Annotated in this window: 15 protein-coding genes; 10 read left to right on the forward strand and 5 right to left on the reverse strand. The window is 52.8% G+C overall.

What is annotated here, in order from left to right:
* Window positions 1-10: 10 nt before the first annotated feature.
* Together GA0061071_RS15110 and GA0061071_RS15115 are read right to left on the reverse strand one after the other, a co-directional pair.
* Window positions 11-1,333 (reverse strand): sensor domain-containing diguanylate cyclase, encoded by a 1,323-nt coding sequence (locus tag GA0061071_RS15110; protein WP_061493290.1) that lies wholly within the window; start codon window positions 1,331-1,333, stop codon window positions 11-13.
* A gap of 1,086 nt (window positions 1,334-2,419) precedes the next feature.
* On the reverse strand, window positions 2,420-4,069 hold the full coding sequence (locus tag GA0061071_RS15115; protein ID WP_088237769.1) for a sensor domain-containing protein: 1,650 nt from the start codon (window positions 4,067-4,069) through the stop codon (window positions 2,420-2,422).
* 651 nt (window positions 4,070-4,720) lie between these two features.
* On the opposite strand from GA0061071_RS15115, the gene GA0061071_RS15120 reads away from it, so the two are divergent.
* The 9 genes from GA0061071_RS15120 to oxyR all read left to right on the forward strand — a co-directional run bounded on the left by GA0061071_RS15120 (window position 4,721) and on the right by oxyR (window position 18,149).
* Window positions 4,721-5,029 (forward strand): hypothetical protein, encoded by a 309-nt coding sequence (locus tag GA0061071_RS15120; RefSeq protein WP_245191430.1) that lies wholly within the window; start codon window positions 4,721-4,723, stop codon window positions 5,027-5,029.
* Between the two features lie 189 nt (window positions 5,030-5,218).
* Window positions 5,219-7,336, forward strand: a complete 2,118-nt coding sequence (gene bcsA, locus GA0061071_RS15125; RefSeq protein WP_088237768.1) for a UDP-forming cellulose synthase catalytic subunit — start codon at window positions 5,219-5,221, stop codon at window positions 7,334-7,336.
* Complete coding sequence (gene bcsB / locus GA0061071_RS15130) at window positions 7,326-9,650, forward strand: cellulose biosynthesis cyclic di-GMP-binding regulatory protein BcsB (protein ID WP_061493287.1); 2,325 nt, start codon at window positions 7,326-7,328, stop codon at window positions 9,648-9,650. Before bcsA ends, bcsB begins: the two co-directional genes overlap by 11 nt.
* Entirely contained in the window at window positions 9,647-13,348 is a 3,702-nt protein-coding gene (locus tag GA0061071_RS15135) for a cellulose biosynthesis protein BcsC (protein WP_088237767.1), read from the forward strand. The genes bcsB and GA0061071_RS15135 overlap by 4 nt, the downstream gene beginning before the upstream one ends.
* Before the next feature lie 12 nt (window positions 13,349-13,360).
* A complete protein-coding gene (gene bcsD, locus GA0061071_RS15140) occupies window positions 13,361-13,822 on the forward strand; it encodes a cellulose biosynthesis protein BcsD (protein ID WP_061493285.1) in 462 nt (153 codons plus the stop codon).
* A gap of 46 nt (window positions 13,823-13,868) precedes the next feature.
* A complete protein-coding gene (locus GA0061071_RS15145) occupies window positions 13,869-14,828 on the forward strand; it encodes a GGDEF domain-containing protein (RefSeq protein WP_088237766.1) in 960 nt (319 codons plus the stop codon).
* Between the two features lie 49 nt (window positions 14,829-14,877).
* Window positions 14,878-15,807, forward strand: a complete 930-nt coding sequence (gene galU, locus GA0061071_RS15150; RefSeq protein WP_088237765.1) for a UTP--glucose-1-phosphate uridylyltransferase GalU — start codon at window positions 14,878-14,880, stop codon at window positions 15,805-15,807.
* Window positions 15,808-15,861: 54 nt separating this feature from the next.
* Window positions 15,862-16,872 carry a family 8 glycosyl hydrolase gene (locus GA0061071_RS15155; RefSeq protein WP_088237764.1) on the forward strand — a complete coding sequence of 337 codons (1,011 nt, stop codon included), beginning with the start codon at window positions 15,862-15,864 and terminating at the stop codon, window positions 16,870-16,872.
* 359 nt (window positions 16,873-17,231) lie between these two features.
* Entirely contained in the window at window positions 17,232-18,149 is a 918-nt protein-coding gene (gene oxyR / locus GA0061071_RS15160; RefSeq protein ID WP_088237763.1) for a DNA-binding transcriptional regulator OxyR, read from the forward strand.
* Between the two features lie 4 nt (window positions 18,150-18,153).
* Here the strand turns inward: oxyR and GA0061071_RS15165 are convergent, their stop codons facing one another.
* Window positions 18,154-18,639 (reverse strand): hypothetical protein, encoded by a 486-nt coding sequence (locus GA0061071_RS15165; protein ID WP_245191431.1) that lies wholly within the window; start codon window positions 18,637-18,639, stop codon window positions 18,154-18,156.
* 664 nt (window positions 18,640-19,303) lie between these two features.
* Here GA0061071_RS15165 and GA0061071_RS15170 point away from each other — a divergent pair.
* Window positions 19,304-20,020: a nitroreductase family protein gene (locus GA0061071_RS15170; RefSeq protein ID WP_088237762.1), complete on the forward strand. Its 717-nt coding sequence runs from the start codon at window positions 19,304-19,306 to the stop codon at window positions 20,018-20,020.
* An 80-nt stretch (window positions 20,021-20,100) separates the two neighbouring features.
* Here GA0061071_RS15170 and GA0061071_RS15175 read toward each other — a convergent pair whose 3' ends face one another.
* Window positions 20,101-21,222 carry a ribosomal protein uL16 3-hydroxylase gene (locus GA0061071_RS15175; RefSeq protein ID WP_061493279.1) on the reverse strand — a complete coding sequence of 374 codons (1,122 nt, stop codon included), beginning with the start codon at window positions 21,220-21,222 and terminating at the stop codon, window positions 20,101-20,103.
* A 143-nt stretch (window positions 21,223-21,365) separates the two neighbouring features.
* Window positions 21,366-22,694 carry a glycoside hydrolase family 28 protein gene (locus tag GA0061071_RS15180; RefSeq protein ID WP_088237761.1) on the reverse strand — a complete coding sequence of 443 codons (1,329 nt, stop codon included), beginning with the start codon at window positions 22,692-22,694 and terminating at the stop codon, window positions 21,366-21,368.
* Window positions 22,695-22,726: the final 32 nt, after the last annotated feature.

Genomic DNA, 22,726 nt, shown 5'->3' on the forward strand with positions numbered 1-22,726 from the left:
ATGTGCAAATTCAGGGAACGGTGTAGGCATCCCGCGCGGAAACCACCTGATTGCGACCCTGTTTTTTAGCCGCATAGAGCGCGGTATCAGCCAGGTGGATCAACCCACTGGCAATCATATGCAGCGGTTTATCCTCAATAGAGATTTGCTTGCCATGCAGGGTTGCCACGCCGATGCTGATGGTCAAATAACCGGTCGGACTGGCATGGTGCGGTAACGCCAGCGCATTAATATTGCTGCGCACCACTTCCGCCACACCCAGCGCCTGCACCAGATCGGTACCGGGCAAAATAATCAGAAACTCTTCACCGCCGTAACGGCTGACATTATCGCCGCTACGCAGGCGCGACGACGTAAGAGTTTTGGCAACAATGCGCAAACAGTCGTCCCCCGCCTGATGACCGTGGGTATCGTTGTAGTTTTTGAAGTAATCAATATCCGCCAGACAGACTGATAGCGGGAAATCGTCCTGCATGGCGCGGGTGATCTCCGCCACCAGGCACTCATCCATATAGCGGCGATTAAACAACCCGGTCAGATGATCGTGCTGCGCATATTGTTGCAGCACTTTGTTGGCACTCGCCAGTTTCTGCTCGGCGTGACGGCGCTCGGTAATATCCACCCAGGTCACCGACAGACCGATAACATTGTCCATCGCATCGCGAACCGGCACCGATTGAATGTCGTAGCAGCGATCAAACCAGCCCAGTTCTCGTGAAGGCAACGTTTCTCCGCCATCCGCCAGTTCAAAGTCCGTACGAAAGAAGTGCCAGTACTCTGGCATCAGGCTCTGGAAATGGATCTCCGCACCGTGCGGCGCGCGTTCTCCCAACAGCTTTGCCATCGCTTTATTGGACATCACCAGCCGCCCCTGGCGATCGATCATGCAGAGCGCCACCGGGGTGGTTTCATAGATTGTCTCCAGTTGCAGGACGCGCTCGCCAAGCGTGGAAATGTTGCGGTCGATCCCACGGTACCCGCACAGTTCACCGTTATCGTCAAACAGCGGAATACCGCTGGTTTCCAGCACCACAATGGTTCCATCAGCACGCTGGTTACGGTTTACCAGCCCGGAAAACGCGCGCTTCTCCATCACGATAGCGCCAAAAGCGCCGGCAACGCGTTCGGCTTCGCCCGGTGGCATAAAATCAAAGGGGGTTTTGCCAATCACCTCTTCCGGTGGCACACCCAGCAGCTCCGTCACCACATCGGAAGACCAGGTATAACGCCCCTGAGCATCCACTTCCCAAACCCAATCTGAATTATTATTGAGCAACTCAAAGAGATGCTTAACGTCTTCATCCCTGTGGTCTGTCCGTCTTTTTTCACTCATGATTTTTGTTCCGCATGACCCGCTATGCGCTTAACAACAGCCTGGTGATAGGGTGAAAGGCGAAAAGCATACCTGGCCGCTAAAATCGCACGCCTTGCCAGAATGACCTTCAGCCGCAAACAATTCACCACAAATAGATAACTTCGCGTCATGCCTAAGCTGCAGGCTAACCCTGTGAAAGTGAATCAGATTTGCACTCATTTTGCATAATTATTGTTAAGTGCTTTCTACTTACCAGGATCTGCTCTGGCCCTGTCGCGCCCCACATCCATTACGAGAAGTCATGATAGCCTTGCCGGGACGCAATGCATCAGGCTTTTTCGTTATCCCTGTGCACGCCAGCACAATACCGCTTCCCTTTCCCAGCCCAATGTTGCCCAGGATAAATACCCAATCACCGTTATTTATTTGTTCTCCAGCCCAACCAAACCGGTAATTATAGAGTCAACCTATCTTAATAAATTTATTGTCCCAAACGCAAATTTCCGCATGGATTTTTATTTTTTTCCAGGTAATATAAATTTTCTTCGCTTATTATCGTCGTGCACGTATAAGAAAAAAAAGGTAATCATCGCGACCTGTCTATATATATAAGCGAATTAATTAAAAGCATCTATAAAACAAAAAAGAGCCTTCCTGTATTTATTGCAGCGGCTTGCTATACCTATGTTCGCTCCTGTGAAGCGCCGTGCCACAAGGCCTGGCGTGGGCTATCATTAACGTCGGGTATTGTAAATTTATGCGTATTAACAATAGCGAAAATAAAACAACCAGTACTAATCCGGCCCGTCAGGCGCACCGTCACATGTCATGGGGGATGCTGGTTTTTTGCTTATTACTTATCATATTGAAGTGTTTTAGTTAATTCGGCGAGAAATCTTTCTTATAAAAACAAGGCGGGAATAGTGTATACCCATTATTCGGCTTGCCTGAGTGGGCAAGTCGTAAAAGAGTAGAAACTTATCTGACTCCGTTGCTGAAGGGGAAACAAAAAATAATCCCCCGGCACTGGACGCGCACCGGGGGAATTATTCCGGCCTGATTATCCTTTCAAGCCTGGGCCACTGCTACCGTGCAAACTCACTCTTAAATCATTTCACTTTGCGGCCTGCTTTGCAGCCAACCGGCCAGCGCTGCCGCCGTGAGCGCGCGGGAGTAAAGATAACCCTGCGCAATATCACACTGCAGATCGCGTAACTGATTACGCTGCTGTTCCGTTTCCACACCTTCGGCAACCACCGTCTGATGCAGACTCTGACCAATTTTGACCACCGTGGTGGCGATGGCTTTCATCTTGCTGCCTTCGCTCAAATCACGCATAAAGCTCTGATCGATTTTCAGTTCAGTCATCGGTAAATGCGCCAGTCGGGACAGGCAAGAGAAACCGGTGCCAAAATCATCCATCGACAACCCAACACCTAACTCCCGCACGGCGCAAATCACTTCCATCGTTTCCGGTCGCTTGTCCATCATCACCCCTTCGGTGATCTCGATGGTCAGACAACTGGCCGGAATACGGTACTGCCGGAGCAGATACGAAATGTAATTAGGCAGGCTGCTGTTATAGAAGTTGATCGGCGACAGATTAACCGACACCACGGGTACATCAATACCGTTATTGCGCCATTCCGCCATCTGGCGGCAAGCTTCATGGAGCGTCCAGCGACCAATGGCCTCGATCTCGCCGGTCTCTTCGGCCAGGGCGATAAATTTTCCGGGGGGAATATCGCCAAGAACCGGATCGGTCCAGCGTGCCAGCGCTTCGACCCCATAAAGCTCGCCATTTTTAAGCCAAACCTGCGGCTGATAGTGCAAATGCAGCAGATTGCTGGCGATTGCCAGTTTCAACGCCGCCGCCAGTTTTAGCCGTTCCTGATCCACCTGGTTCATCTCAGTGCTGAAGAACAGGTAACCGCCGGAGGCCGCCGCTTTCGCCAAATGTGACGCGTGGTTAGCATGCTTAAGCAAACCATCCCGTGAAACGCCATGATCCGGATACAGACTGATACCGGTGCTGACGGTCACATTTAACGCCAGATCGGCAATTTTAAACGGCATGCGGAACAGCGCCTGAATTTTCTGCGCGATACTGGTTGCCCGAGTGCTATCGCAATCCGGGATCACCAGCACAAACGCGTCGCTGTCGGCGTGGCTGACAAACCCCTGGCGGGAAAACTCAGTGCGCAGGCGCTGCGCGATGGCCACCAGCACGTTATCCCCTGCGGCGTAGCCGAGCGCATCGTTAACGTCTTTAAAATGATCCAGGTCGAGAAAGAAGAACGCCGCGCGGGCATGCTCGCTACTGGTCATCATCTGATCGATATACTGATGCAACGCGCTACGATTCGGCAGCCCGGTCAGACGGTCAAAGGTTGAAAGTTTAGTGACACGCTCCTGGTCAATGTGCACCACAACACGACAAGGTGCGCCCGTATTTTCTGGTCCGTCATAACTGATGGTTGCCGCCAGCGACGTCTCTTCGCCGGTTGCAGTAATGACGGTCAGTGCCTGCTCATTTTCTGCTTCGCAGGACAGCACATCGATAGCGCCAAACAACGGAATGGTTGACGCCTTACAGCCGAGGACCGAAATCCGCGGATAGCCCCATAATTGCTCAGCTGCGCGATTAAAAAAAAACACGGTTTCCGTACTATCAAGTAGTACGACAGCATCGTGAACATTTTCGAGTGCGGCAAGCATATTCTGAGAGCCGAAAATATCATTTTCAGAATGCATAATCGTTTTTCTTAAAGAAGTGTTCGGGTACATCCTAATTGAAAGTATTAAAGGGTTCAATATCACTCAGCAGCTATATTAATAGAGAATGATGATTTATAGATGGTCTCAATATATAAACATTAATTAATCGCTAAAGAATCCAAAATAATTTCCGATAAAGACAGTGCGCACAAAAATCGAGAAATTATGAATAAATTGTGAAGAATTGATGTCGGGTAATTATTAATAAAAAGTTTAAATAACAATCCATGTGATAAATTTTACCTCTCACACCCCGCAACGCCGTGCTACCTGCGGCTTTGTCTCGACGCACAGTAATAAATAAAGCCAGCATTCATAGAAAACCCTAATAAGTGCATCCTAATTTATTGATATCGTCACTTGACCTTAACCGCTCCCCACCGACAGTATATGAGGAAATTCTCAAATAAACCGAATGTCTGAAATTTATCTTAACGAAAGACCTGGTTTATTACGTTTCCGCTGAATAACCCGGAAAATAGAGAAGACAACCTTGCTTATTATAGCTCGTATTCAACACATCGGGGTCAGGCAAATACTATGTATGATGATTTAGGTTCTTTGGCTGGAAAACTAAAAATGTCCGGTGTCTCTTTCCAGGAAATGAATGAAGAAGATGGTGCTACTATGCAAGCAGTAACCACAACGGCAGTCACCTCCGACGCCAGCGACGAAAAACACGAAGCGGCAATCACTGAAATCCCGGCTGTCAGCCGCAAAGAAGTGAGCCCTGCCAGTGCGCCAGCAGACGTACCGGCTAACACTATCTCCTGGCCGAAAAGCAAACCGGCACCGGTCGCTGCACCAAACGCGTTCAGCACACCGGCAAATACGATTATGGAAAGCGTTGCGGCCATCAGCCGTCCGGCGGAATTTGAAGTCCGTGAACGTAATCCGGTGCGGCTGGATATGTTATTTACGGTAATTGGCAAATAATACCGTTCAGCCATGTGGGATCCACACATGGTAATAATCAGCACAATTTTTCATGACCTGCTGCAGGTGATGCTATCGGTCTATGACTAATTTGATGGCCAGCAGAATGCGTCATGATTTTTAACAGGTAACCGGAAACATTGTTATGCCGGGGTACCTTTATTATTTTCTGTGCAAGATGATACAAACATGAAAAAAATCATCGGAATTATATTCACGCTGATGTTGTTAGCATTATCCCTGCTGGTGATCATCACCCCAATGGGCAGCGATAAGCAATACCTCTTCGGTCTTAGCGTGATGGCAGCCGTGCTCATTCTTGGTCGAATAAAGGGTAAGAAAGCCGTACTGGCAATGCTCACACTTTCATTGCTGATGTCAACGCGTTATATCTGGTGGCGTGCAACTACGACGCTGCATTTTGACTCCACGCTGGAAATGCTGCTGGGTAGTTTACTGTTTGCCGCTGAAATTTATTCGTGGACGATTTTGCTGTTGGGTTATATTCAAATGGCCTGGCCATTAGAACGCCCTATTGCTCCGTTACCTCAGGATAAATCGACATGGCCGACCGTCGATATTTATGTTCCTTCTTATAATGAAAGTCTCGAGGTCGTTCGCGATACCGTTCTTGCTGCGCAGTGCATCGAATATCCACAAGATAAAGTCAAAGTGTATATTCTCGACGACGGCAAGCGCGATGAGTTCCGTGACTTTGCTGCTGAAGCCGGGGTCGGCTATATCACGCGCCCGGATAACAGCCACGCTAAGGCCGGTAACCTCAACCATGCGATGACAGTGACCAATGGCGAGCTGATTTGCGTGTTCGACTGCGACCACGTGGCGACCCGCGTATTCCTGCAGGCTACCATTGGCGAGTTCTTCCGCGATGACAAACTGGCCCTCATCCAGACTCCGCACCACTTCTACTCCCAGGATCCGTTTGAACGTAACCTGACGGCGGCGAAACGCGTTCCGCACGAAGGTGCGCTGTTCTATGGCCCGGTGCAAAAGGGTAACGACAACTGGAACGCCACCTTCTTCTGCGGCTCCTGTGCGGTGATCCGCCGTGCTGCACTGAACGAAGTGGGGGGATTTGCAGTAGAAACCGTGACCGAAGATGCGCACACCGCGCTCAAATTGCAGCGTCGCGGCTGGAACACCGCGTTCCTGGATATTCCTCTGGCTGCCGGCCTTGCCACAGAACGTCTGGCGCTGCATGTGAACCAGCGTATTCGCTGGGCGCGTGGTATGACGCAGATCTTCCGTATTGATAACCCATTGCTGGGCCGTGGCCTGAAGCTGACGCAGCGCCTCTGTTATCTCAATGCGATGCTGCACTTCCAGTATGGTCTGCCACGCGTGATATTCCTGACGTCGCCGCTGGTGTTCATGTTGTTTAACCTCAACATTATCTCCTCGTCGGCAACGTTGATTTTTGCCTATGTGCTGCCACACCTGGTGCTTTCCACCATGGTCAACTCGCGGATCACCGGGCGCTATCGCTATGCGTTCTGGGGCGAAATCTACGAGACGGTGATGGCGTTCCACCTGATCCTGCCAACGTTGTTAAGCCTGATTTCACCACGTTTAGGTAAGTTCAACGTGACGGATAAAGGCGATCTGACCGACAAAAACTACTTTGACGCCCATACCGTTCGTCCGCTGATCATCACGACCATTCTGATGGTCGGCAGCATGATTTGGGTTGGCGTACGCTACTTTATGCATGACTACGCCGGTATCGACCCGCGCGTGATCCTGTTCAACATCGCATGGGGTACCTTCAGTACCATTATTTTGCTGGCCTCCATTGCCGTTGCAAAAGAGACCAAGCAAATCCGCAAAACCATCCGAATCTTCGCCCGTCTGCCGGTGACGATCCATTTTACCGACGGTTCACAGATGCAAACCCGCACCTTCGACATCTCCATGGGCGGCGCACGCGTGGCGCTGGTGAAAGGGGAAGATATGACGCGCAAAACCCCGGTGCAAATCGAACTGGGCCTCAGTGGTGAAATTGCCCATGTGCCAATCCGTGCAGCAGGTATGGGCGTGGGGGATATTCGCCTTGAGTTTGACACGCTGCCGCTGAGTGAACGCCGTAAGTTGGTGCGCGTCGTACTCTCCCGCGCCGACGCCTGGTACCGTCCACCGCATGCGCCTGATCGCCCGCTGATCTCCTTTATCGGTATTTTGCAGTGCGTATATGAACTGTTCTTTGGCCCGAAAAAACGCACCAATGGGTTTAACAGCCAGATGGCCACGGTCGCGAAGAAACAGAAAGAGGTTAACAATGCGCTTTAACCCCATCGCACTTGCCACTCTGCTGGTGTGCTCAGTAAACGGCACGGCCTTTGCGCTCTCGACGGACAGCGATGCGCTGCCTGAGCTGCCGCTGCCGGTTACGTTGCAAGGTTCAACCTCGGCGCAGACACCGCCGCCTGCGCCAGCGAATGCCAGTAATCAGAACATCGCCAGCACGCTCAGTTTTGGTGATATGGGCGCAACCGGTGGGCTGACGCTCTCCGGTATGCAACTGCAAAACGGCGTCTCCTTTAACCTGCCCGGTGATCTGGTGATCACCGATGCGCATATCAGCCTTAATGTGCAGGTCAACCGTAGCGATGTGAACGGTGAAAACCTGCAACTGATGCTCAACGGTCAACCGCTGGGGGCGATCCCGCTGGATCAGTTACAACAGGATAAAGGCTTCTGGAATCTGGATGTGCCAGCGTCGATGATCGCCTCCAGTAACAACCTGAGCTTCCAGTTGAAAACCGGCGACGACATTATCAATAACGTCTGGAGCTGCCAGCGCCCGCTGCCTGCGGATTACAAAGTCACACTGCAACCGGAATCGACCCTAAATTATCAGGGGCTCTGGCTGAATGTGCGTAAAACGCTGGGGACGTTCCCACGTCCGTTCTTTGACGTGAAGCAAACCAAAGACCAGGCGGTCAGCATCGCTTATCCGGAAAGCCCGGATGCCGACGTGCTGATGGCATCTGCCATTGTCGCCTCACAATTTGGCACACTGAGCAACGGTCGGCCAAGCCGTTTCGAAGTGCAGTACAACGCGCTACCTGCGGGCAACGGCATTTTGATTGGTAAACCGGGTCAAATGATTGGCGGTGTAACGATCCCACAAAGCAATGGTGCAGCGTTGCAAGTTATCGACAACCCGCAAAACCCGGCCTACAAACTGCTGGTGGTGAGTGGACATAACGAAATGCAACTCCGCCAGGCCGCCTGGCGTCTGACGCAACCTGCCCTGCCAGATAGTGACACACTGGATGTTCCGGCGCTGAAAATCGTACAACGCGAAGCGTATGACGCTCCTCGCTGGATCAACACCGATCGCCCGGTGACGGTTCGCTCATTACTCAATGATGACGGCGCGTTGATCGCACACGGCGTCTGGCACGGCGAAAATCGTTTGCCGTTCCGCACCGCGCCGGACCTGTTTATGTGGGATGGCTCCGCCATACCGCTGCGCCTTAATTACAGCTTTGCGCAGAAAAACTGGATTGACGACGACGAGTCTTTCCTGAACGTCAGCCTGAATGGCGAGTTCCTGAAACGACTGCCGGTAAGCAAAGAAGGTCTACTGGCGCCGGTGATGTCAATGCTGGGTTTATCGCAACGTCAACAAAGCGCCGTGGTGAATATCGATCCGCGCGCCATTCTCGGCAGTAACCAACTGGGCTTCTGGTTTGGTCTGAAAGCACAGAAAAATGCACCCTGTAACGCCATGGCGGATGAAAACATCCAGAGCCGTATTGATGGGGACTCGACCCTTGATTTCAGCCGCTCCTGGCACTACGGCAAGCTGCCGAATCTGGCCTGGTTCAGTGGCGCGATGTTCCCGTTCACGCGTAACGCCGACCTGGCCCACACAACGGTGTTGATGGCTGCGCATCCCACAGTGGAAGAAGCGACAGTGCTGCTCAATCTGATGGCGCAGTCCGGCCGTAATACCGGCGTCACCGCCAATTTCCTGCACCTCTATACCGGCATGCCGGGGCACGATGACGCCCAGCAACAACTGACCGATAGCGATGTGCTGGCGATTGGCAACCTGAGCAATAACGAGCAGCTCAACCCGCTTTTACAAGGCAGCGCGTTTACGCTCAATGGCAACAATCTTGAGGTCAACACCACCAGTGCAGTGGGACGTGTGCTGTCGCTGCTGAGCGGCAATCAGCCGCTGACGGACAGGGAAGCCGCGGAATACCTCAGCGACAACAACCAGTGGCGCGGCCTGTTGAGCATGCGCTCTCCGTGGAACCCGCAACGCGTGGTGGTCGTGGCGACGGCCACGGACAACCACCAACTGGCGCAACTGTCTGAGGATATGACTAAACCGGCATTCCAGTCTGCGGCCGGCGGCGATTTTACCGCGGTCAGCAATACGGGTGATGTCCACAGTTGGCGTGTTGGTGAACAGTTCGTCAGCGGCAATCTGCCTGGCTATCTGCGCGTACTGTGGTTCACGAGCGAGCATGTTGTCTGGTTGGTGGTTCTTGCCTGCCTGATTGCCGCCGTGTCCGGTCCAATGTTGTTTCACTCGCTTCAGCGCCATGCGCGTCAACGCTTGCAGGATAAAACGAAGAAATGAATACGCGTAAACAACTGACGCACGCTTTTTACCTGCTGTGTCTGATGGGAGCCAGCCACCCGGCTGCGGCGGCTGATAGCGCCGATGCGACGGGGAATGACACAGCCGTAAAAAAACTGTTGGCGCAAGCCAGTTACTGGCACAGCAAAGCCCATGACGATATGGCGATGGAAGCGCTGCAAAAAGTGCTGGCCGCCGATGATAAAAATATCGACGCTATGTACCTGATGGCGCTCTATCACTTGCAACAGGGCAACGTTCAGCAGTCTGAGATTTGGCGTAAAAAAATCGCTGATATCTCACCACAGGATCCGCGCCTGAATGCGTTGACCAGCGCGAACACCCTGCGCAACATTCCGCAGGACAAACTCAACGCCGCGCGCCAGCTGGCGCGTCGTGGACAAATTAAAGAGTCGATTGCCGCATGGCGTGCGCTCTTTAACGGCAACCCACCGCCAGATGACGTGGCACTGGAGTATTACCAGACGATGGCGGGTGACAGCGCCACCTGGCCAGAAGCCGTGGCGGCTATGCGCCAGCGCGCCAGCATTATGCCGGATGATGTGCCAACCAAAACGGCGCTGGCGATGGCGTTGACCTACCAGGAGCAAACGCGTCGGGAAGGGATCAATCAGCTCAGCAGCCTGGCGGCGGATGATAAAAACGCCGATAAGGCTCTGCAACAGGCCCTGTTGTGGTTGGATGCGAAATCGTCCGATCTTCCGGCGTATACCGCATGGGCACAGCGTCACCCGGAAGACAGCGCGCCGATGGACCACTACCGCAAAAGCGTGGAAGGCGATGCCACCAAAGCGGGCTTCGATGCGCTGAATGGCGGTGACTTAGGCAATGCGAAGGATAAGTTTGCCGAAGCGCTGCAAAACCGCGCTAACAACGGCAATGCGCTGGCCGGGATGGGTTACGTGGCATTACGGCAGAATAACTATGCCGATGCGGAAAAATATCTGCGCCGCGCCTCGCAAGAGGACACCAATAACACAAACAGCGTGCAGTGGGCGAAAGATGCTGACAACGCCCGTTACTACGGTGCGCTGGCGCAGGCCAAAAACCTGAGCCAGAAAGGCAGCTACGATCAGGCCCTGGCCAGTCTCGACAGCAGCGCCACTAACGACGCCAGTCAACAGCAAGCAGCCGATATGCTGCGCGCCGACATCCTGCGCCGTCAGGGCAAATTGCCGCAGTCGGAAGAGGTCTACCGCCGGTTACTGGAGCGACACCCACAGAATACCGACATCCGTACCGGATTGTGGTGGGTACTGAAACAGCAAAACAAACAGGCGGAAGCCGACGCCATGCTGCGCACCTTGCCCGCTAACCTGCGTACCCGTTATGCCTCGGTCGGGGACAATGGCGATAACGAACGGAAAGCGGCACAGGCGGCATTGCAGGAGGGGAACAGCTCACGCGCCATGCAAATCCTGCAAGCGGCATCCGCTAAATATCCGCAAAACGTCTGGCTGCAACTGGATTATGCCCGGGCGTTGCGTAAAGCCGGGCAGAAGCAACAAGCCAGCACGTTGATGTCTGGCGTGGTGCAACGTGGCGGCAGCAACAAAGAAGCCCTGTACGCCGCAGCCGTTTATGCCGCTGAAGATAGCGACTGGTCACGCGCACAGAGCCTGCTGGCTCGTCTGCCGCGCAGCAGCTATAGCGCCGATATGACGGCACTGAGCACCCGTGTACAACTCAACCAGCAACTGGATGTTGCGCGTAACTACCTGCGTCTGGGTAATACCACGGCAGCACGCAACTCTTTGCAAGCGCTGAAACGCAACCCGCCGCAAACACCGGTGGATGTGGGTCGTCTTGCAGAGATGTTGATGCAAAGTGGTGATAACGCAGGCGCGCTACAACTGGTGCGTGATAGTCAGGCGCAAGGGCTGCACGGCTCCGTAGTGGACTATGCAGGACAGATCCGCGTGCTAAACCAGGCCGGTCAGTTTGCCGAAGCGGAGAGTATTCTCAATGCACCGGCGCTGCAAAATGGCGCCAGCCAGCAAGAGATCAATGCGATTCGTACCGGCAACCTGATTGCTCGCGCGGATCGTCTGCGAGAGAAAGGCCAGATTGGAAAAGCGTGGAACCTGCTGATGCCGGAGCTACAGGCCAATCCGACCAATACCGATCTGCTGTTATCCGTCGCGCGCATTTATCAGGCCGATCACATGGATGAGAAAGCCACGGAGATCTACCAGTACGTGCTGCGTAAATCCCCGCGCGATAAGCAGGCACTGACCGGGATTGTTAACCTGGCGCTGGCGCGAGGTGATAACGAAGATGCCCGTAAGGCATTCGCTTCACTGGAACCCAGTCAGGATGCGGATTATATGCTGCTTGCCGCACGTGTAGCGGCAGCCAACGGCGAGAACCAGCGTGCCATGTCGCTGCTGCGCACCGCGCAGTGGCGTCTGCAACAAGGCGGTGAGGAGGACAGCGATGAATTGAGCTCAGTCATGTCGCTGCCTTCGCCGACTCGCCAGGCGCAACAAACCGCCATGAGCGGCATCAATACGATGATGCGCGACTTGCAAGAGAAGAGCGCCACCTGGACCAGCGCGGGTATCTCGCTGCGCAGTCGTGATGGTGAATCAGGCCTGAGCGCATTAGATGAGATCCAGTCGCCGCTGATCCTTTCCGGCGCGGTGGGCGACAGCACGCGCATCAACCTGAACGTCACGCCAACGGCACTGAACGCAGGCGAGATGTCGGGAGAGTCCGCCAACCGCTTTGGTTCCGGCGCGCTAGAGCACGCGGCAAAACTGGCGGAAGCCGCAGCCAGCACCAGCACCACGGCGACCTCGACCAATGCCTCCAGCCAGGGTAGCCAGCAGGCCAACGGCGTGGCGGCAAACCTCAGTCTGAGCGGCGACAACTACAAGCTGGATGTTGGCAGCACGCCGACCGGCGGCGAGTTTACCCGCTTAGTCGGCGGCGTGGAGTGGACACCGAAACTGACGCAATACAGCTCGCTGAACCTGAAAGCGGAACGCCGCGCGGTCACCGACAGCCTGCTCTCTTACGTGGGTGTGAAAGATAAAAGTACCGGGGAAAGTTGGGGGGGCATTACCCGTAACGGTGTGTCCGCGCAGTTTGCGTGGGATAACGACCTGGTTGGTCTCTATACCCGCCTGGGTTTTGATACCTGGGTTGGTACTAACGTGCCGACGAACCACTCGGTCAACATGCTGGCGGGCAGTTACCTGCGCCCGTGGCGCACCAACGACAGCGAGATGAAGGTCGGGGTCAACGTCAACTACATGAACTTTGACCGTAACCTTAGCTATTACACGCTCGGCCAGGGCGGCTATTTCAGCCCGCAGGATTTTATGGCGGTCTCGTTGCCGGTGTCACTGACTCGCCATATCAACGACTGGGATATGACGCTGAGCGGCTCCGTGGGTTACCAATCCTATAAACAGGATAAGAGTAACTACTTCCCGGGCCACAACACGCTGCAATCGCAGTTAAACAGTTACGCCAGTTCCGATGACGACGTGGATGCAGTTTACAAAGCCACGTCGAAAAACGGCATTGGTTACACATTGGGCGTGGATGCGCGCTACCACCTCAGCGACAACCTGGCTCTGGGTGCAAACCTGGGGTATGACACCTTCGGCAGTTATAACGAAGGTAAAGCGTTGTTTTATTTCAAATATTACGTCGATCAAAACAAATAAACCGTGGGATACATGATGTTTAGCAATCAGGACACTTATTTACAACGCAACTATCAGGCTGGCTGGCACGATCTGGTGTATCTGTTCTTCAACGAATACACCGAAGGTCGTGGCGATAAAGATCCCGACGCCTTGAGACGTATTGGTCAGATGATGGCCCAGTGGTATCCCATTGATAACGCAGCCACCGTCAGCGAACTGGAAGCGAGCATCAACCGGGTGCTGGAGCTGTTTAACTGGGGCTTCGTGAAGATGGCGCCCGCCCAGCGCGAGCTGATTCTGCTGCATTGCGCCTGGCCGCATGCACCGGAATACCGTGATGAAGCGGGCTGGCGTCGTGCCAGCGCCTATGTGCTGGAAGGTGCCTATTCCCAGTGGTTGGTGTCTCAGGGCGCAGGCAATCAGGTGCCCGTGCGCTGGAAAGACAACGCCACTGAAGATGTGCTGATTTTCCGTTACGCCATTGGCGAATAATTTCGCAAGGGCATTTCCACCATATATCAACAATCAGGTGACCATAATGTTTAATGAGATCGTGGTTTCAGGAAGAACACTGGAAATCGAAACAGTTAACCATATGGAGGACAATGCCTTTGTTTCACTGGTTCTCGATACATACGGGCGAATTATTTACGCCAGCCCGTTTTTCTACCAGCTCACCGGTTTTAGCCATGACGAAGTGATTGGCCAGGTTTTGTTTCAGTCCGAAGATGAGACAACCGTCATCTCTCTGGCGATGGCCATTAAACTCGCACAGCAAACCGGTGATAACTGGCAGGGGGAAATATCGCAGAAGAAAAAGAACGGCGAGAGGCTATGGCTCGACACCAGACTAATGCCGCGCCGTGATGATAACGGTGAAATATTCGCATTTATTCTGTTGGGTTTTGATATTACCCGACATATGACGATTCGTGAAAAATTGCATTTCCGTGCGCATAACGATGCATTAACCAAGACCCTGAACCGCCAGGGTTATTATATTCGCAGCCGTAAGAAAATTCGTGCAGCGAATGCGCGTGGCGCGCAGATTGTCGTGGCGATCCTCGATCTCGACAATTTTAAAACCATTAATGACGAACTGGGGCATGCGGCGGGAGATGAGGTGTTACGTTGCTTTATAAGCCGGGTTAAGCAATGTATTTCCCGCACGACGTTACTCGGACGGTTGGGCGGCGATGAGTTTGCCCTGACCTATATTGATGGTGTGGATGAACCAATGGGTCGTGGCGTGTTGCAATCCATTGTTGAGGCCACTCGTCAGCCAATGTATTTGCAGTACCTGCAACAAACTGTGGAATTATCGGTCAGTATTGGTGTTGCCAGTTATCCTGAACACGGACCGAATTTTTCATCAATATTAAAAGCTGCCGACACCGCCCTTTATCGGGTTAAGGCGAGCGGCGGTGACGATTTTATTAATTATCAGGTTCCAGGCATTAATGAGCCTGGTAGCATTATTAACACCGTTGTGTGTTGATATTTTAACGACTACAAACAGCAATAGTTTTTTCCCAGAGGAAATAAGTATGTTAAAGGCTGTAATCCCAGTGGCAGGCCTCGGTACACGTATGCTCCCGGCTACCAAGGCTATTCCCAAAGAGATGTTACCGATTGTGGATAAACCGCTTATCCAGTATATCGTGCAGGAATGCTACGCTTGCGGGATTCGTGAAATCGTGCTGGTGACCCACTCGTCCAAAAATGCCATCGAAAACCACTTCGATACCTCTTTTGAACTGGAGTCATTGCTGGAATCTCGCGTGAAAAACCAGCTTCTGGAAGAAGTTCGTACGATTTGCCCGACAGGCATGAACATTATGCATGTGCGTCAGGGTCACTCAAAAGGCCTGGGTCATGCGGTACTGTGCGCAGAACCGCTGATTGGCGATAACGACTTTGTCGTATTGCTGCCGGATGTGCTGATCGACGATAGCCAGTGCGACCTCTCTTCAGATAACCTGGCGGCGATGATCAACCGCTTTACCACAACCGGCGCCAGCCAGTTGATGATCGAGCGCGTTAACCATGAAGACGTCTCCCGCTACGGCGTGGTGGATTGCGGCGGTGTAAACGTAGCGGAAGGCCGCTTCGGTCAGGTGCAGGGAATGGTAGAAAAACCGGCCGCCGATGAGGCTCCGTCAGACATGGCGGTGGTTGGTCGTTACGTACTTTCCAAAGAAATTTGGCCGTTGTTGCGCAAAACCCCTATCGGCGCGGGTGGCGAAATCCAACTGACCGATGCCATTGCGATGTTGCTTGAACGCTCGCCTGTTGAGGCTTATGCCCTGACCGGTAAGTCTCACGACTGCGGCGACAAAATAGGTTATATGAAAGCGTTTGTGGAGTACGGCCTGCGTCATGACGCTACCGGTCCGGCGTTCCGCCACTGGTTGCAGCATGAACTGACGTTATCGCCGGTGGCTGAAGTCGTTGACCGCATTGCAGAAGTGGTTTAACGCCTGACGGCGTTTTACCCGGTTAACTGCCATATCTTCACAACAGGAAATCTCATGTTAAGGACCACCTGGCTCATGTCGTGCTTATTGCTTTCGCTGGCCATGACCTCTTTTTCAGCCCGCAGTCAGGACGGCAACTGGGTGCTATTTAAACAGAACTACCTGAGCCAGGATGGCCGCATAGTTGACCATGAAAATGGCGATATCAGCCATTCGGAAGGTCAGGGATATGGCATGTTATTGGCGGTGATGAACGATGATCCCGCCAGTTTTGAGAAAATATGGCGCTGGACGCGTAATACATTATTACGTCCTTCACTTTGGTTATTTGCCTGGCGTTATGATCCGCAACAACACAAAGTGACTGACGATAATAATGCCAGCGACGGCGATACACTTATTGCCTGGGCATTATTACTGGCCGGGAATAAGTGGCATGACCAGAGTTATCTGACCGCCTCTGAAAATATTCAAGAAGCGCTAATCAATTGTTTGATTATTGAACAAGATACACAGACTTTACTGCTGCCAGGTTTGAGTGGATTTACTAAAGATGATGGCTATATTATTAATCCTTCATACTTTATCTTTCCAGCCTGGGATAGTTTCTGGCAACATCAGCATAATGATATTTGGCTGAAGCTGAAAAAATCGAGCCTGAATTTACTCGATAAAGCGCGTTTTGGTAAAACGCAACTGCCCAGCGACTGGATTTTTGTCAAGAATAATGGTGAAGTCATACCTGCCGATAACTGGCCGGCACGTTTTAGTTATGACGCAATTCGCATCCCGCTGTACTTAAGCTTGAGCGAAACGCAACAACATTCGACGGATAATTTCCGTCATTTTTGGGCAAATTATGCCCGAAGCGAAACGCCCGCGTGGGTGGATGTCTCCGGGGAAGGACATGCGAATTACTCGATGTCTGGCGGCATCCTGGCGGTGCGTGATTTAACGATGGGCGATTACCAGCATATGGATAAGTCCGTTCGTCCGGGAGAGGGATATTATTTGTCCGTACTGCATATGCTGTCGTTATTTGCCGTCACATTAAAAAAAGAGTAACGGCGCTTCGTCGCCAGCAATACGCAGTTTTGCGCCGGTTACGTTGGCCCGCGCACCTTAGTGATGTTTTAGCAGTGCAGTCTCTGACGCAGGAATGCGCAGAAAACAGGCAGGATGCCTTTTAGAATTGACCGATAACCGGCCTGGCAATACAGGAACACCGGTTCGTTATGTCGTTTCCGTCTCTACAGGGTGCGGCGCGAACCGGATGACAATGAATAATAAAAATCACACATCTCATGTCCAAGCATGAGGGAGAGACTTGATGACAGAGTTGAAAATAATAACACGTCATTTACACAGCACGTTGTTACACGCGGATCGTCAACCAAGCGGAAACTTGCGCCCCGGGGATCACAATGAACATCCGTAATCTTGAATATCTCGTCGCGCTGGCCAAGCATCGACATTTTCAACGTGCAGCGGAGGCCTGTAATGTCAGCCAGCCAACGCTGAGCGCACAGTTGCGTAAACTGGAAAATGAGCTTGGTTTGCAGCTACTGGAGCGTACGACACGCAGGATCCGCTTCACGCAGACCGGCCTGCGTCTGGTCGAACAAACCCAGGTGGTGTTGCGGGAGATCGAAGCGCTGAAAAACATGGCCAGCAGCAGTCACTATCAGAGCCTGATGCAGACGCTCGATGTGGGCATTATCCCTACACTTGCGCCGTATATCTTTTCTCATCTGAATTCGGTATGTCACGAGAACTTCCCGGAAATCGAACTGGAAATTCACGAAGCGCAAACCAATCAGTTGCTGAACATGCTGGAGTCCGACGCCATTAAATGCGCGATCATGACCTCTAACAAAGATACCAGCAAATACGTTGAGCTACCGCTGTTCGATGAACCACTCGTACTGGGCGTAAGCCAACAGCATCCGTGGGCGCGAATGGGTGAAATCGATATGGGGCATCTGAAAAACAGTAAGATCCTGATGATTGATGACGGCAACTGCCTGCACAGCCAGGTGCTGCGTTATTGCTATCAGTTCGAGCTGGAACCCGATCCGCGTTTTGTCGCCATGCACCTTGAAACGCTGCGCCGTGGCGTGGCGTTTAACCGTGGCGTTTCATTCTTCCCGCTGCTTTCTACCCAGCAACAGGGGGGCAATGAAAACATTCGCTATTTGCGCTGTGTGAGTCCGGAGCCAAAACGCAAAGTGGTGCTGATTTTCCACCGCAGCGACCCGATGCGTAAGAAATATGAGATCCTGCGCAACGCCATTGCCCGCTATATGGAACGATACATTATCGATAACAACGTACTGGCGTGATCCATCAGCGCTGCTCATCAGTACAGGCAGCAGACTCTTTCTCATCTTTACGACAATCATGCGCCGGTATGGTTGTCGTTTTTTGCATTAAGCCGCGCATGATATCGTCCGGCAACACCGTTCCGCGATGGTACATCTCTTCAATCAACAACCAGACCGTCACCAGCGAAATCGTATAATCGGCAATCGCCGTTGGCGCACGTAAAGCGGCCATAAACGGGAAACGTGCGCACAGCTGGGCACGGTCATCTTCAGTGACTTCATCATGGTAATAAGGTAAGGAAAGCAGACGGTAAGCCTCAGCTTCATCCACAGAAGACGCCCAGCACAAGCGAACGGCGATGGTTTTCACAAACGGTGGAACCAGCACATTGCGCTCCGATAGCGGATCCAAATGCAAAGGAAGACGACTATGGTGCGACTCTGCTTTCATTTTTTCCTCAATACCTGGCGACCAGGGGGGCTGTTCCGTATTCGGAGCTATATCCATATCCATCGACCGCGTAGAAATTTTCTTTAGGGTTAATGTTTAAAATAGAGAATAAAATGAAATTGATCCATACGGAATGTCTTAAAATCATAAAAAAGTTCATATAAAGCAAAAGGTTAATTCATGTGCAGTTATTGATGCTATCGATCCTAATCTGTTATTTTCATTTATCCCATATATTAAAACCGGGAAACGTCTTACTGTTGTTGAATAATTTTGTCAGTAACCCGCCAGTAACGTGAAAATATATCACTGATGACACGGGACATTCGGTCAGCGTCTGCATACCTTTACTGACCGCACACCACCCATTCGATATGCATTAATTTATACAGCAATCCTCTTTTATATTGTCATACAAATTGGAATGATAACGACCCTCTTCCGGTACGACAAGGCTCCCGCACATGGCGTGATGCGTGAAACACAATTCCCCCTGTCAGTGGACGTCTGAGGATGAAGCCCCACGCATGCTGCGCGGACAGCTTCCTGCGTGATCAACACCGCAACTTTCAGCTTTAACCGCCGCCCTTCCGGTGAAGCCGGTTGTTTTTGGCACAAATACCGCTTTTTATCTTGTTTGTTCGTATGATCGACATGGGCTGGCCCATGCTCTGATAAAGCACAAAATCCGGCTTAACGCGCACAACAGGAAAAGTGAACCATGCACCCGTTTCAGCAAATTTTGAATTCGACGCTCGCTCGCACGGAAGGCCAGCCTCAGCCGGCAACGCCGCATAACCCGCTGGATCTAGAGTTGCGCACCCTGCCGGTCAGCGCCACACCGGAGGATTTTCTTGCCCTTGCCAAAGCGCGCAGAACCATTTACCTGCTGGGTAAAGCGCTACCGCTCGATGAAGAGAAGGTGGAGGCGATAATCAAAGAAGCGATTCGTCAGGCGCCGTCGGCATTTAACTCACAAAGTTCGCGGGCATTGATTTTGATGGGTAAAGAACACGATCGTTTTTGGGCGCTGGTACGAGGGCAGTTGCGCAATGTGATCCCGGCGGAGAGTTTCCATGCCACCTCCGATAAGCTCGACGGGTTTGCTGCTGCCGCCGGATCGGTACTGTTTTTTGAAGATCAGGAGACGATCTCGCATTTACAGAAGCAGTACATTGCTTATGCCGATAACTTTCCCGTCTGGTCGGAACAAAGCAGTGGAATGGCCCAGTATGCGGTGTGGCTGGCGCTGGCGGAAAAAAACATTGGCGCTAACCTGCAACATTATAACCCGCTGATTGACGAGGAAGTTCGCCAGACATGGGCGATCCCGGAGAGCTGGAAACTGCGCGCAGAGATGAATTTTGGCAATATCGTCGCCGCCGCCGATGAGAAAACCTTTATCGACGACGACAAACGCTTTATTGTCGCCCGCTAATTGCACGTTCCGAAACGTCAGCGCCACCTGGCAACTGTGCCAGATGGCGGCTTCACCTTCTCAGGCCAGCAGCGAACATTTTACTCGTCGAAGTACCAGTATCCCTGGTTTACCAGCGCAGTCAGCTCGGCGGCAAATGCCGGGTTATCCAGAGCGTCACCCAGTTCCTGCTGACCGATAATGGTATAGCGACACAGCGCATCAGCGGCGCGCGCATCGGCGGTCTCCAGACACTCGCTGTTAATAAAAAAGCTGTCGCCGATGTGCAGCACGCGCAGCCCACTCAGGCGGGTAAGCACCTGCCCCTCTTTCAACGCAGCCACAATCTCTTCCACAGGATAGTCATCCGGCTCCGGAGCAATATCCAGTTCATGCCGCGGCGTGGTGATAAAGCTGCCGAACCACTGTTTGAAATGCTCCGGCTGGCTGATCATCTCGATCATCATCCCGCGCACGCGCTCCAGCTCGTAATCTTCCACTCTGCCCGGATGTTCACGGCAGGTGAGATCGGGATCGCTGTAATGCTCGCCACCAAGATCGTTTTCCAGCGCGTAATCTGCAAAACTGCTGATCAGATCGCGACCGTTCGGCCCACGGAAGCCGATGGAGTAGTTAAACGCGGTCTCATGCGTGAAGCCGTCATGCGGGAATCCCGGCGGGATATAGAGGATATCGCCCGGTTCCAGATCTTCATCAATGATCGGCGGGAAAGGATCGACATGCAGCAATGCCGGATGCGGGCAGAACTGCTTCATCGGCAATTTGTCGCCCACGCGCCAGCGGCGGCTGCCCATCCCCTGAATGATAAACACATCGTATTGATCGATATGCGGGCCCACGCCGCCGCCCGGCACGGAATAGGAAATCATCAGATCGTCAAAACGCCACTCCGGTAACACGCGGAACGGTTTAACCAGTTCGGCGGAGGGTGCATGCCAGTGGTTCACTGCCTGTGCCAGCAATGACCAGTCGGTTTCCCCTAAATGATCAAACTGCTCAAACGGGCCGTTCCATGCCTGCCACTGACCATTGACGTGGCTGACAATGCGGCTGTCCACTTCCGGCTCCATAGCAAGGCCTGCCAGCTCATCGGGCGAAATCGGATCGACAAAGTCCGCGAACGCGCGCTTCAGGACAACGGGTTTCTTTTGCCAGTATTTCTCAAGAAATTCCGGCCAGTTAAGGTTTAGTTGGTAAGCCATAGGTCCACACCAGTGAGAAGGGAAACGCGGGAGATTATAAAGAGAGTCACCCCCTGCCCGCCTTGTCATTGGTCAAGAGCGTGCACGCTGACAGTCAGAGCGTCCGGCCGTTTCGTCTACCGGGCGCGTAAACCACTGTGCTATCAGTTAAGTTTGAGCGTGGCCTGCGGCCCCTGCTCTACCGCCGCGCCGTACTGTGTTTTAATCTGCACGTCTTGGCCCTGCCCGTTCACGTAGCGCGCCTGAATACCATATTTCGCTGCAATATCAATGTTTTTTAACGATACATTCTGCACGACCGACTCCGGCAATCCGCTAAAAATCATGGCATGGTTGGCATTGGTTGCGGTGAGCCCGGAGATATTCACCCCGGAAATTTTCGGCGTCGAGGGCGTAACGGCTGCGTTTTCAATCGCCGAAATCAAGGTGTTGCCCTGCGCACCCGACTGGCCACTATAGCTGTTGGTTATCAGAATCGGCGTCGCCACGTTGGTCATTGTCAAATGGTCGGCCACCAGCGGACCTATCGTGTTCCCGCGATCGCGGGCCGATTTGATGCGAATACCGTTTTCCGTATTGAGGAACGTGACATGGCTGACTGTCACCCGCCCGATGCCGTTGGCGGTTTCGCTGCCAACAGAGATGCCGTGTCCATCGCGCATGATGGAGTCGCGAATGGCGATATCCTGCGATGGCGCTGCCGTACCGGGCACCAGACCGGACTTGATGGCAATGTTGTCATCACCGGTGTGAATGTCCATTTTCGACACGGTAACATTGCGTGAAGAGACAATATCCAGACCGTCTGTATTCGGTGAAGTGGTTGGGTTGCTGATGCTGACCTGGTGAACAGCAATCTTGTCGCTATTGCGGATAACGATATTCCACATCGGGGAGTTAGTCAGGTGAAGCTGTTCGATCTTCCCGTTGGTGACCTGGTTAAACTCTACAAACCACGGGCGCGGAGCACCATTTGCCAACGGAACGCCAGGAAAGCGGTCGGTAAAAGCTTTGGTATTGCCGCTGCGTACCTGCGCACGAATCTGCAACGCCTCGGGCCACCAGCTCTTTTCGCCATCGCCATCAAGCGTTCCGCTGCCGATGATGGCGACATTCTGCGCCTGGCTGGCAAAAATAAAGGCTTCGTTGACGCGGGCCGGCTGACCAATAAATGCGGCTACAAACTTCCCTTCCGCATTACTGGCCTTTAATGTCGCACCCTTGCCAACCTCCAGGGTGATATTGCTTTGTAGCTGTATGGGGCCGCTTAACCAGACGCCAGGCGATAACACCACCGTGCCGCCGCCGCGCTGGCTGCACTGTTGGATCGCTTGCTGGATAGCGTGTGTATTAAGGGTTTTGGCATCTGCTTTGCCGCCAAAGTCTTCGGGTATGCAGTGGGAAGGCGCAGCCTGCGCCGTAAACGATGAAAATGCGCCACAGCACATCAGCGCCAGCAGTGATTTATTCATACGTCCTCTGTTCCTGCGTAAATTGTCAAAAG

The organism is Kosakonia oryzendophytica, assembly GCF_900094925.1.
GTDB classification, from domain to species: Bacteria; Pseudomonadota; Gammaproteobacteria; order Enterobacterales; family Enterobacteriaceae; genus Kosakonia; species Kosakonia oryzendophytica.